General features: G+C 36.1%; 13 protein-coding genes. 4 read left to right on the top strand and 9 right to left on the bottom strand.

Annotated features, from left to right (window positions below; translation table 11 throughout):
* Window position 1 precedes the first annotated feature (1 nt).
* The 3 genes from RYK20_RS02310 to RYK20_RS02300 all read right to left on the bottom strand — a co-directional run bounded on the left by RYK20_RS02310 (window position 2) and on the right by RYK20_RS02300 (window position 3,384).
* Window positions 2-655: an alpha/beta hydrolase gene (locus tag RYK20_RS02310; protein ID WP_297977973.1), complete on the bottom strand. Its 654-nt coding sequence runs from the start codon at window positions 653-655 to the stop codon at window positions 2-4.
* A 272-nt stretch (window positions 656-927) separates the two neighbouring features.
* Entirely contained in the window at window positions 928-2,157 is a 1,230-nt protein-coding gene (locus RYK20_RS02305; RefSeq protein ID WP_314894274.1) for a dihydroorotase, read from the bottom strand.
* A 105-nt stretch (window positions 2,158-2,262) separates the two neighbouring features.
* Window positions 2,263-3,384: a GTP cyclohydrolase gene (locus tag RYK20_RS02300; RefSeq protein ID WP_314894273.1), complete on the bottom strand. Its 1,122-nt coding sequence runs from the start codon at window positions 3,382-3,384 to the stop codon at window positions 2,263-2,265.
* A 153-nt stretch (window positions 3,385-3,537) separates the two neighbouring features.
* Between RYK20_RS02300 and RYK20_RS02295 the strand changes: the two genes are divergently transcribed.
* From RYK20_RS02295 to dusB, 4 genes are all read left to right on the top strand, one after another.
* Window positions 3,538-5,010, top strand: coding sequence for an ATP-binding protein (locus tag RYK20_RS02295; protein ID WP_314894272.1), 1,473 nt, complete (start codon window positions 3,538-3,540; stop codon window positions 5,008-5,010).
* A 149-nt stretch (window positions 5,011-5,159) separates the two neighbouring features.
* Window positions 5,160-6,569 (top strand): alkaline phosphatase, encoded by a 1,410-nt coding sequence (locus RYK20_RS02290; RefSeq protein WP_314894271.1) that lies wholly within the window; start codon window positions 5,160-5,162, stop codon window positions 6,567-6,569.
* A gap of 10 nt (window positions 6,570-6,579) precedes the next feature.
* On the top strand, window positions 6,580-7,404 hold the full coding sequence (locus tag RYK20_RS02285; protein ID WP_314894270.1) for an HAD family hydrolase: 825 nt from the start codon (window positions 6,580-6,582) through the stop codon (window positions 7,402-7,404).
* A 3-nt stretch (window positions 7,405-7,407) separates the two neighbouring features.
* Window positions 7,408-8,388, top strand: a complete 981-nt coding sequence (gene dusB / locus RYK20_RS02280; protein WP_314894269.1) for a tRNA dihydrouridine synthase DusB — start codon at window positions 7,408-7,410, stop codon at window positions 8,386-8,388.
* Window positions 8,389-8,401: 13 nt separating this feature from the next.
* Here dusB and RYK20_RS02275 read toward each other — a convergent pair whose 3' ends face one another.
* From RYK20_RS02275 to lepA, 6 genes are all read right to left on the bottom strand, one after another.
* Entirely contained in the window at window positions 8,402-8,575 is a 174-nt protein-coding gene (locus RYK20_RS02275) for a hypothetical protein (RefSeq protein WP_297977966.1), read from the bottom strand.
* 5 nt (window positions 8,576-8,580) lie between these two features.
* Entirely contained in the window at window positions 8,581-9,105 is a 525-nt protein-coding gene (locus RYK20_RS02270) for a hypothetical protein (protein WP_297977965.1), read from the bottom strand.
* On the bottom strand, window positions 9,105-9,497 hold the full coding sequence (locus RYK20_RS02265; protein WP_314894268.1) for a hypothetical protein: 393 nt from the start codon (window positions 9,495-9,497) through the stop codon (window positions 9,105-9,107). The genes RYK20_RS02270 and RYK20_RS02265 overlap by 1 nt, the downstream gene beginning before the upstream one ends.
* Window positions 9,498-9,646: 149 nt before the next feature.
* Complete coding sequence (locus RYK20_RS02260; RefSeq protein ID WP_314894267.1) at window positions 9,647-10,036, bottom strand: HU family DNA-binding protein; 390 nt, start codon at window positions 10,034-10,036, stop codon at window positions 9,647-9,649.
* Between the two features lie 27 nt (window positions 10,037-10,063).
* A complete protein-coding gene (locus RYK20_RS02255) occupies window positions 10,064-10,849 on the bottom strand; it encodes a DUF4393 domain-containing protein (RefSeq protein ID WP_314894266.1) in 786 nt (261 codons plus the stop codon).
* A 47-nt stretch (window positions 10,850-10,896) separates the two neighbouring features.
* On the bottom strand, window positions 10,897-12,693 hold the full coding sequence (gene lepA, locus RYK20_RS02250) for a translation elongation factor 4 (RefSeq protein ID WP_107782137.1): 1,797 nt from the start codon (window positions 12,691-12,693) through the stop codon (window positions 10,897-10,899).
* Window positions 12,694-12,985: the final 292 nt, after the last annotated feature.

Raw genomic sequence — 12,985 nt, 5'->3', positions numbered from 1 at the left:
ATTACAGTTCTTCTTCAATCCATTTTTTGAAACTATAGAACATCTCAGGAGAGATATTATGTCCACAAGGGAATATTTCAAAATAATTTGCAATATGTAAACTTTTTAAGAAGGAAATAGTCTCTTGTGCCCATTCTATAGGAATGACACTATTGGAAAATCCGTGTAACATACACACTTTCAGCTTCTCAAAGTTATTCTTTTGATAGCCAAAGATTAGTAGTTTTTTATCTATAAAACTATTTAGAGCAACTACCTTTTGTACTTTTTCAGGATATGAGATTGCTAAAGAAAGTCCTAGAATACCTCCTTGATCAAAACCTAGAAGTGTAATCTTATCAGTGTCCAGACAATATTTTTTACAACATTCTTCAATAAAAGTTAGTAGCTTATATTGAGTTGCTTGTGCCTGAACAATGTCACACCATTTGGAGGAAACTAGTTCAATGGCATACCAGAAAAATTCTGTGTCAGATAACTTGTAAGGAGCTTGTACAGAGATAATTGTATACTCTTGAGGGAGTTCATTGGCCATAGAAAATAATTCCTCTTTGTCTTTTCCATAACCGTGTAGTAAAAAAATTGCAGGGAATTTCCCATTTTCCTGCTCTTTAGTAGCAGGTCTTACCAAGTAGTTTAATGAAAAACTTTTCAATTTTGGTTTTAAAAAAAGTAAATACGAACGTGTCCTCTACAGGAGAGGGGATAGGAATTCTTTGTTTAGGAAAGAAATGAATTTAATTTAGGTGAAGAAATTGCTTGAGTTGCTTTTTGGTTAAAAAAAGTAGAAACAAATTATTCGCCTAATGTTTGAGCATAAGAAAGTACAACTTTTGTCAATAAAAATTGGTTAAGGTTTACTTGTTGATTGATTTTTTTGAGTAAGGAATTAATATTTTTGCATTTTTTTTAAAGAATAAGTCTCTTCTATCCAGTAATTACACCGAGAATATTTCCTTTCATTTTTTCTCCTAGAAAAGCACAGTTTTTTGAAGAAGATTTTATGGAATTTACGGTAAAAATGGATTCACCCTCAATGGTGAAAAGTGTTATATTCGCTTTAGCTCCCTCTTTAATGGAGTAGGAGGGAAGTCCAAAACGTTTTTTGGCATTGGTAAGCATTTCAATAGTCTTTTCTAACGAAAAGTGCTGTAAGAGGATTCCAAAACTATTTTCTAAACCAATGGTTCCAAAATCAGCTAAGTCAAACTCTTTAGCTTTGCATTCAATATCAAGAGGGAAATGGTCAGAAGTAACCATATCTATAACTCCATTTTTTACACCTTCCTGTAGAGCTTCTACTTGTGATAGATTTCTCAAAGGAGGAAGTAATTTATAATTTGTGTTGAAATTATCTAAAACATCATCTGTCAAGTGTAAGTTATAAGTAGCTACACTACAGGACACATCTAGTCCTTTCTCTTTGGCTTGAGTGATGAGTTCTAATGATTTTTTTGTGGAAATAGTAGGGATATGAAGCCTGCCTCCAGCATATTCTAAAACAGCCAAATCTCTTGCAATAATAATTTCTTCAGCAAGAGCAGGGATTCCTTTTAGGCCTAACCTAGTGGCAGAAATATGCTCATTAACCACTCCTTTACCCATAATGGAAGAATCACAAGCAAAAGAGATCACAATACCATTAAAAGGTTGTGTATATTGTAAGGCTATTTTTAACAAATTAGCCTGAGAAATAGTTCGTTTGTAATCTCCAAAAGCAACTGCTCCAGCTTGTTGCATATCATAGAGCTCAGCCAGATAAGCTCCTTGGCTCTGAGTGGTAAGAGCTCCTATTGGGAATATTTGAGTAGTACTTCCTTCGGAAGCTTTTTTTAGATAACTAATTTGGCTACGTGTATCACTGATAGGATGTGTAGTAGGATTGAGCATCACCTGAGTGAAACCACTTTGGCTAGCTACTTGTAAGCCATTATTTAAGGTTTCACGTTCTTCATATCCTGGTTCTCCGAAACTTACACTACTATCAGCCCATCCTTGAGAGACATAACAGTTGGATATCACTTTGTATTCTTCAGTGGAAAGAATCTCTGGAGCTATCTGCTTGATAACCCCATTTTCGATCAGGATATCTTGTTTTTTCAAGTGGTAAGGACTGCTACTATCTATAATAGTTACAGTCTTTAGAAGCGTTTTCATAATAGATTTTTATCTTTGCGCAAAGATAATTATTTTTTTCTAATTCTCAAAATTTTTCTTTAAAATATTTTTAGGAAAAAATATAATTTTTTAATATATAGAATATCAATTATTTATATCAAATCTAAAAGTAGCTCTACGACCAAAATCAACAGGATTAAAGTTTTTCCAGAGCTTCTGTATAGCAATATTATCTTCTAATTCAGGAGTAATAATGCATTTTTCAATTCCTTTTTCCTTGAATAGTAAATAACAATCACGGAATAGCATTGCAGGGATTCCTTTAGACTGATATTCAGGACTAATTCCTATAAGGTAGAATTCTAATATTTTGGGATTTTTTCGAGCCTTCCATAAGTGGAAGAACCCAAAAGGAAAGAGATGACCTCTTGCTTTCTGGAGGGCTTCAGAGAAAGAAGGAATCATAATGGCAAAGCAGATAATTTTTCCATTTTTATCTAGGATAAATTTGATAAATTCAGGAAGTACAAAAGGAATATACTTTTTCTTAAAATATTCTTTTTGTTTTTCAGAGACAGGAATAAAAGAGGAAAGATTTGCATAAGAGGTGTTGAATAAGTCGAACATTTCATCTATATAAGGAATAATATCCTTATTTGTTTTTATAGGAGCGTAGGAAAGCCCATAACGGCGTTCTACCACATCTCCAGCTTTCTTGTAAGTATCATAATTCACATCTTTGAGGTAGAATAAGGACTCTACATATCCTTTTTCTTTCTGCCAACCTAATTGGTTGAAATGTTCTACATAGTAAGGATAATTAGTCCAAGTGACCATTCCTCCTATGTGATCAAAACCATAGGTCTGGACCCCCACTTTATCCATATTAGAGAATCCCATAGGACCTTCCACATAATCCAGTTCTTTTTCTTTTCCTTTCTCTATGGCTTTTTCTAGAAGTGCTTTGGTGACTTCTATATCATCAATCATATCTAGCCACCCAAAACGTACTTTTCTCACACCTTTGTTAATCTCATAATGATTAATGATAACAGCAATACGTCCTACTATTTTTTGCTCTTTGTAAGCAAGATAGAAAAAGGCTTCACAATATTCAAAAACGGGGTTTTTCTTAGGATCAAAAGTAGCCAATTCCTCTGAGATGAGAGGCGGAACCCAAGTTTTACTATTTTTATATAATGAAAAAGGAAATTTTACAAAATCAAGCATTTCCTTTTTATTGTTAATTTTTTTTATGGTAATCATTACGTTTTCTTAAGGATAAATAATTAGAATAATTTTTTATATATTTTGAGTGCAAAAGTACAATTTATTTTTGACAAAAAGGGATTCATTTTTTATTAGTTTTCCAATATTATTTTTTGTAAATTTGCCTCAATTTTATAGTGAGAGTTATCAGTGAGAGTTATTCCCTCCAAAAGAACATTGCAATCCCTACGTTTTCGTATCTTTGTGAGCCTTATTGGTATCACTATAATATCTTTTGTAGCTATAGCTATAGTTACAATTTTTCAGTATAGAAAACAATCTCAGACTTATCATAGTGAGCGTCTTCTGCATAAGGAGCAACAGCTGATAATGCAAATACGTTATGTATTCTCTCAGACAACTTTTCCCGTGGAAGACAAATATATCCCTCTTATTTTCCGAGAAGAGATATACCGTATAGCAGATATAGAGAATACAAACTTTAATCTTTATAGTATTAATGGAACTTTCTTGATAAGTTCTCAAGCTGCTCTTAGGAATAATGAATTACATCAGTGTATCTCTGATACTATACTTGATCACTTGTCTAATTCTGTGGATAAGCGGTTAGTCTTCCAAACGGTTACCAATGAAGATAGTTTTCAATATTCCTATTCTTATATTAATGATTTACAATATAAACCTTTATTGATTCTGCATATTCCTCATTTTGAGAATGATACATTCAATGAGGGTTTTTTGCTTAATTCATTGTATAATTTGGGTTGGGTATATGTGGTAATTTTGCTTATTACCATAGGAATTGCTTTTCTTATTTCGCGGTATATCACTCATTCTTTCAAGGTGATACAAAAGAAACTTAGGACAACACATTTTTTGGGAAAGAATGAGAAAATTAACCTCAAAAATACAACCACAGAAATAGGAGAACTCATTTTCTCTTATAATGAGATGGTTGATGAAATAGAAAAAAGTAAAAAAGCTTTAGCTAAAATAGAACGAGAGCGAATTTGGAAAGATATGGCAAAACAAATAGCTCACGAGATAAAAAATCCACTAACTCCTATGCGATTAAGTGTGCAGAATTTTGATCGTAAGTTTGACCCTCAAGACCCGCAATCTCAAGAAAAGGTACATAATTTTACACAAATGCTCCTCCAGCATATAGATACTCTTAGTGATATATCGGATGCTTTTTCTTCTTTGGTTTCTATGCCTGTTCAAAAGAAAGAAATAGAGGATATGAATACTATTATTAAGCGGACTATAGCGGTTTTTGATATACCTTATATTCATTTTACAAGTGAATTAAATCATATTTACATTTCTGTAGATAAAAATCAGATTAATAGAATGCTCACCAACCTCCTTAAGAATGCAATATATGCCACAGAGAATGTTATAGAACCTAAAATAGAGATAATTTCTTCTGTAGAAGATAATGAGGTCTGTATAATAGTTAAGGATAATGGAAATGGAGTTCCCTTGGAGCTGCAAGAACGAATTTTTGAGCCTAATTTTACTACTAAGAATTCTGGTTCTGGCTTGGGACTAGCTATGGTGAAACATATTGTAAAAGCACATAATGGAGAGATTACTCTAGATTCTCAAGAAGGGGAGGGAGCTACCTTTATAGTAAAGCTAAAGATGGATCATATATAATAACTATAATGTAAAATTATAATAAAACATTAGCGAAATAAACTATAAAATTAACTTGGTAACCTTTGAAAGAAATCTTACTTTTACGGTCAAATTTTTGAATAGATAAAATTAAAATTATAAATAGTTAATTGTTAAATTTCTAAAAAATGCAAAGAAGAAACTTCTTAAAAAATTCGCTATTAGCAGGAGCAAGTTCACTCTTTATTCCTTCTATAGCAAAAGCACAAGCCACAGAGGCTTTTGCTCGCAAAAAAGCCAAGAATATTATCTTTTTGGTAAGTGATGGAATGAGTATAGGAACGTTGGTAATGGCTGATCTTTATTCCAAGCGCATTTTAGGTCGTAGTACTGCTTGGATTTCCCTTTATGAACAGAACTTGGCTGTAAAAGCCTCTATGGATATGCAATCTGCAAGTTCTTTGGTTACCGACTCTTCTGCGGCAAGTTCCTCTTGGGGCTGTGGGCATAGAATTATCAATGGAATGATTAATATAGGCGTAAATGGAGAGGAATATACGCCTATTTTCCAAAAATTTAAGAAAGCAGGCAAAAAGGCAGGTTGTGTAACCACAGTTCCCATCACCCACGCAACTCCTGCAGGCTTCTGTGTTAATAGCAAAGAAAGAAAATCACAACCAAAAATTGCTGAAAAATATCTTGATTTACGCTTTGATGTAATGATGGGAGGTGGAGATAAATATTTTAATCCAGAAAAGCGAAAAGATAAGCGAGATATGTATGCCGAATACAAAGCAAAAGGATTTACAGTGGTTAAAAATGTAACTCAGATGAAAGAGGCTCCTAAAAATGCACCTCTTTTGGGAGTTTTTGATCACGATCCATTACCTTACACCATAGATGAAACTCATACCAATGGATATAAGGAAATTCCTACTTTGGCACAGATGACAGAGAAAGCAATTGAGATGATGAAGGACCATAAGCAAGGTTTTGTTCTACAAGTAGAAGGAGGAAAAGTGGATTGGGCAGCTCACGGGAATGATATAGGGGCGCTTATTTTTGATCAATTAGCTTTTGATGATGCTGTTAAGGTAGCTATCGATTTTGCCAAGAAGGACGGAAATACCCTTGTGGTGGTTACTTCTGATCACGGTAATGCGAATCCAGGTCTTATTTATGGAGAAGAATGTAATAGAAATTTTGATAATATAGCCAAATTCCGCCATTCTAATGATTATACGCTTCAAAGTATCAATGTAAGTGATAGTATAAGCAAAGTCAAAGAGCTTTTGATGTATAATTTTGGAAATATTCCTTTTACAGATGAAGAGGTAGAACATATTTTATACTATTATAAAGGCGAAGAGCGAGAAGGAGGGCTCTATAATTATCTAAATCTTCCTTATTTCCTATTGGGAGAGCTCCAGAGAAAATATACATCGGTAGGATGGATTAGTATGGATCACTCCTCTGATTATACAGAATTAGCAATGTATGGACCAGGCAGTGAAAAATTACCTCCTTTTATAGAAAACTACAAACTACATAACTTCCTTCTCCGAGCTGCTGAGGTGGATATGTTGGAAACTTATTAATTACAAATCAATGTCATACAAAATTTTATTTTCGGATATAGATGGCACTCTCTTAGATGCTCAAAGAACCCTTTCAGAGAAAACGATAAAAGTTCTTTCTGAGCTCAAAGATCGCCTACCCATTGTATTGGTTTCTTCACGAATGCCTGTACAGATGTATTATTTACAGGAAAAAGCAGGGATTTTAAGGATGCCTCTGATTGCTTATAATGGAGCCTTGGTACTGGATGGGGAAAAACAACTTCATTCGGTAGAAATTCCCATTACCCTTTGTGAGGAAATTGTAGCAATGAATCACCAATATGCTGAAGGCAAAGTACATATTAGCTTCTATAACTATAACGAATGGTATGTACCTCAGACAGATGCTTGGGCAGAGAGAGAAGAGCGAAATACTTGTACAAAACCCGTGGTAAAGCCTAATGAAGAGGTTATTTCTCTTTGGAAAGCTCAGAATAAGGGAGCTCATAAGCTAATGTTAATGGGAGAAGAGCATTTTATAGAGAAAATGTGGCAACTGTTGCAGGAAAAAATGAGCGGACAATTACAACTCTACAGAGCAAAGAATACTTATATAGAAATCACCTTACAAGGAATTTCTAAGCTCACAGGGATAAATGTTTTCCTAGCACATCACCCAGATATTACTCTTGCAGAGGCAATCGCTTTTGGAGATAATTATAATGACCAAGAGATGCTTGAAGCAGTGGGCTTAGGAGTAGCTGTAGCCAATGCTCGTGAAGAGGTTAAAGCAATAGCCAATGCCACCACTCATCATCATAAGGAAGATGGAGTAGCTCTCTATCTGTCAGAGTTATTCCAAATAGAATTATAAAGAATGGTAAAGATAGGTTCAGTATCCTTGGGAGAATTTCCCTTACTATTAGCCCCAATGGAGGATGTAAGTGATCCTCCTTTCAGGATATTGTGTAAGCTACACGGGGCAGATATGCTTTACAGTGAGTTTATTTCCTCTGAAGGGCTTATACGGGATGCAATGAAAAGTAGGCAAAAATTGGATATTTTTGATGACGAGCGCCCCGTAGGTATCCAGATATTTGGAGGAGATGAGGAAGCAATGGCTCTTTCGGCTCGAATAGTGGAAACAGTCTCCCCTGATGTAGTAGATATTAATTTTGGTTGTCCTGTTAAGAAAGTGGTAGCCAAGGGAGCTGGAGCTGCTGTTCTTAAGGATATTGACCTGATGGTACGCCTCACCCAAGCAGTTGTTAAGAGTACTCACCTACCTGTAACGGTCAAAACACGTTTAGGTTGGGATAGTGATGCTATCAATATAGAAGAGGTAGCCGAACGCCTGCAGGATGTAGGCATACAAGCTCTCTCTATCCACGCCCGCACTCGTACCCAGATGTATAAGGGGCATTCAGATTGGTCATATATTGCTAAAGTAAAAGACAACCCCCGCATTCATATTCCTATTTTTGGAAATGGAGATATTGATTCTCCTGAGAAAGCACTCCTTTACAAAAATACCTATGGAGTAGATGGAATAATGATAGGAAGAGCAGCCATTGGTTATCCTTGGATATTTGATGAAATAAAACAATACCTTAAAACAGGTGAAAAGATTGCTCCTCCTACCATAGCTCAACGTGCTCAGGCAGCCTTACAACATTTGCTTTGGGCGGTAGAGTGGAAAGGAGAACGCTTAGGAATCCTTGAGACCCGCAGGCATTATACAAATTATTTCAAAGGTATTCCTCATTTTAAGGAATACAAACAGCAATTAGTAACTATTGATGAACTTCCTGTCCTTAAGGAATTATTAGAGAGAATAGCCCAAACAACATTTTTTTAGCGTTTGGGCTATTTTAATGTTTCAGTACTTCTTCAATGAAATCCAATACAAACTCACTGTTTTTCAGTTCGTAACTGAGACTTATAGGGGTAATTGTTCCTGGTATTTGCAATTTCATTGCGACTTTGTAGTTTATTCTCTTCATTGATTCCCGTAGTAAATCTTTTTGAGTAATGAATCGCGTCATTTCTTTTATTTTACGATAGTTTGAAATAATTGGTAGCCTACATATTTTTTTAAATAAGGATAAATATTTTGATAGAAAAGATCCCAATAACTAGCTATACGGCTTTCTATACGCTTTTGATAAGAAGGATTTTCACGAAAGAAATCCCTTAATTTATTACGAGTATCATTAGGAAGTTTGTGGTGAAGCACTTCTAATATTTCTATCACATAATCCCCAAAAAGTTTGGCGATAAAGGGCAAAGCAAAATCTTCTTTCACCTCCAATACTTTTCTTAAGTAATATTCTCTTAAATGACCATTACAATGACACAAATACAAGCAACTAAGCATTTGCTCTTGAACTAAAGTCAGACTTTGGGTATTGTATTCTCCAAAATAGACTCTTTGAGGTAACTCCAAAAATTCCCCTTTGAGGCAAACAGCTTCCGTTCCTATAGTTTTGAAGTCCTTAGGGTTATTTTGCTGTAGAAAATCTGCTATTTTAGTAGCATCTTTCTGCAGGTAAGAGGGAAAGGATTTTTCTATCATTATCTTTCTTTTGTTTGTAAGGGAGTAGTATCATAACCCAATAACTGCAAAAAGAGTACCCCATTGAGGGGAGCTATTTTATTACTTCCTATCCACCCTTGTGCTGTACCCCAGTCAATAAGTTTGGGGATATATTTAGGTTCATTGAGGTTGATGTTATCTTCGGTTTGTGTAGTTTTATTCAGCAATTTGATATTTCCATTCAGAGGTTGCCCCATAAATTCATCTTCAATCGTGATAAAATCAACACACAAGGGCGTATTTTTCTCCCCATTTAAGAAAATACGTACCGAAAGTAGCGAGTTTTGATCCTTTTTCCTATTATAGACGGTATCTACCCGATATAAATATTCTTTGTCTTTATGTATTAACTTCCGAAGTTTTTGTTTCATAATTTTGAATTCAACCAAGAAAATAGCTTTCCTTATGAGTATATACCCATCACTTCACGGGTATATATCTAATGCTTTATCTGTATATATGCGTAAGCCTGCGGGTATATACCTGTAAGCTCACGCATATATAGGTGTGATAAGAGAGGTTATTTCTTGTATTTTTCGTACTTAACGGTTTTGAGCATATCGCGGAGGTCGGCACCTGGGCGGAACTGAATTTTGTTACCCTTGATGTGTGAAGCGGTGAACTTCTCGGCAGAAGGAGCGCCCTCGCTGGTGAGGGTAATTTGGAAGTTACCAAAGTCACCCAACTTCACAATTTCGCCCTCTGATAGGTGCCTAACAAGCACTTTGGTAAGGTCGTTAAGCACAGCCAATACATCGGTATCCGATACAGTAGTGCTATTTTGAGCAATTTCTTTGGCAAGAGCCTTTAAAGAGATTTCTCCATCAGCTTTGGCACTGGCATAAAACTTGGGAGTCGCTGTTTTATCTAACAGATTCTTACGCTCTACTACATTGTATTTTACAGGCATAAAATATAAGTTTAAATGGTTAGTGAATTATTGAATATTATTACAAGCTTTTATAAAAGACTTTCCGAAATCTGTAATTAGGTAAAATGATTTTGGATATTCTATTTTTTTAATATTGAATCCTACTGCTTTTCGTACAGAATATTTCTCTAAAAGAGGTTCATATAATGCTTCATCCGATAGATGTCTGCCTTGAGCTATATCTAATATTCCCATACTTACTAAATTATCTAAATAGACACCTTCATTTTCAGGAAATTCTAAATGTACTCTATTGGAAATTAAGGTTCTATTTCTTACTGGCTCTAAATAACTTCCTTCATCATTAGTTATAATTTTAATTGATAAAGACAAAATATAATCTTCATCTACAAGATACTTTATAATTCTTGCCTCATCAACTGATAATCTTTCTATTAGTTGCACAAAGCTTGGGTGAGCCAAATTAACAGTATCTACAGAACTTGCTTTTGTTAGTAAATTTGTAAATAAATCAGCAATTTCATCATTAGTTGTATAACCTAATCTTTCCATTATAGGAACTCCTATTTGAGGATTGACTTCACATTTCTTTTCATCAGGAATTTCTTCTAACTTTTTAGCATACTCTTTTAACCTTTTAGAAAAGTTAAGCTTAACTTTTTCATTTACATACTGAATAGGTACTTGAAATAATGTTACAAGCTCTACAACACTACCAAGTGTTGTACCTAAGGTTTTTATAGAAGGCTGAAGAAAATCTGTATACAAATTTCCTACTAATTGACTGCCTGTTTCTTTAACAAAATTCGTTAGTTCTTTGTTTTCTGACATAATGATAAGTATTTAGACTTTATATTTTTGGCCGACCGTGCTACGGACTAGTCATTCAGTTTCAGCACCGCCATAAACGCACTTTGTGGTATTTCCACATTCCCTACTTGGCGCATACGCTTCTTACCGGCTTTCTGTTTCTCTAAGAGCTTACGCTTACGCGAGATATCCCCTCCGTAACATTTGGCAGTAACGTCCTTACGCAAGGCTTTAATGGTCTCACGCGAGATGATTTTAGCCCCAATAGCTGCCTGTATCGGAATGTCGAACTGCTGGCGCGGTATGAGCTCACGCAGCTTCTCGCACATCTTCTTACCTATATTATAAGCATTATCGGCGTGGATAAGAGCCGAAAGCGCATCGACGGACTGCGAGTTGATAAGAATATCCACCTTCACAAGGTTAGAAGCACGCATTCCGATAGGGGAGTAGTCAAACGAAGCATAGCCCTTGCTCACCGTTTTGAGGCGGTCGTAGAAGTCAAACACTATCTCGGCCAAAGGCATATCAAAGTTTAGCTCTACACGCTCAGGGGTTAAGTAGTGCTGATTGGTTATCTGTCCGCGTTTTTCTATACAGAGCGACATTACTTGCCCTACGAAGTCCGATTTGGTGATGATACTCGCTTTGATGTAAGGCTCTTCTACACGGTCTAATTTGGAAGGGTCGGGCAGGTCTGATGGGTTATTAACGATAATCGCTTTTTCAGGTTCTTTCTTGGTAAAGGCGTGATAACTTACGTTGGGCACCGTGGTAATTACGGTCATACCAAACTCGCGCTCTAAACGCTCTTGCACAATCTCTAAGTGTAGCATACCCAAGAAACCACAACGGAAACCAAAGCCCAAAGCCGCCGAACTCTCTGGGGTAAACACCAGTGAAGCATCGTTTAGCTGTAGTTTTTCCATCGAGGCGCGTAGCTCTTCGTAATCTTCAGTATCTACCGGATAGATACCCGCGAATACCATCGGTTTTACGTTCTCAAAGCCGTCGATAGCCTCCTTACAGCCATCTACTGCCGAGGTAATGGTATCGCCCACTTTCACCTCGCGCGCATCTTTGATACCGGTGATGAGGTAGCCCACATCGCCGGCACTAATCACTTGCTTAGGCACTTGGTTGAGCTTGAGGGTACCCACCTCGTCGGCATCGTAGGTCTTGCCGTTGGACATAAACTTGATTTTCTGCCCTTTGCGTATCTCGCCATTCATCACACGGAAGTAAGTCTCCACTCCGCGGAAAGAGTTGTATACCGAGTCGAAGATAAGGGCTTGCAGCGGTGCTTTAGGGTCGCCTTTAGGAGCAGGAATACGCTCGATAATCGCCTCTAAAATGGCCTCAACGCCCAAGCCGGTCTTACCGCTGGCAGGGATAATATCATCAGGGGAGCAGCCCAGTAGGTCTACAATATCGTCTTTCACCTCTTCGGGGTTAGCGCTGGGTAGGTCTATTTTGTTGAGTATGGGTATGATTTCAAGGTCGTTTTCAAGAGCCAAGTACAGGTTAGAAATCGTCTGAGCCTGAATGCTTTGGGCTGCATCTACTATCAGTAGCGCCCCCTCGCAAGCAGCTATAGAGCGCGATACTTCGTAAGAGAAATCCACGTGACCGGGGGTATCGATAAGGTTAAGGATATAAGTTTCGCCTTTATACACGTACTCCATCTGTATAGCGTGGCTTTTGATAGTGATGCCGCGCTCGCGCTCCAAGTCCATATTATCTAGCAATTGGTCTTGTTTTTCGCGTTCGGTTACAGTTTGGGTAAAGTCGAGTAGGCGGTCAGCAAGGGTACTCTTACCGTGGTCGATATGTGCAATAATGCAGAAATTACGGATATTTTTCATTCGTTTAATATTCAGTATAATAATGTTTAAGGGGCAAAGATACGAAAAAAAGTGAATATACTTTTAAATTAATATTATATTCAATTAAAATAGTTTTCCTATTTATATAATCAGCAAAACGAAATGTACATAAATTTAAAATGAAATGTACATTTTTTTTGTAGAAAAAGACAAGTGCAACCTTATAATAACACGGAATATACTCCGTGTTTTTTCATTAATAAAACTTTAACTTTCTATCCGTAAAAAAAGTAATCAATTTATTTTGCACATTCAAAAATAATGCGTACCT

This window comes from uncultured Capnocytophaga sp., assembly GCF_963525585.1.
In the GTDB taxonomy this organism is placed as follows: Bacteria; Bacteroidota; Bacteroidia; order Flavobacteriales; family Flavobacteriaceae; genus Capnocytophaga.
The sequence above is the reverse complement of the archived record's forward strand: the minus strand, read 5'-3'. Positions and strand labels throughout refer to the sequence as shown.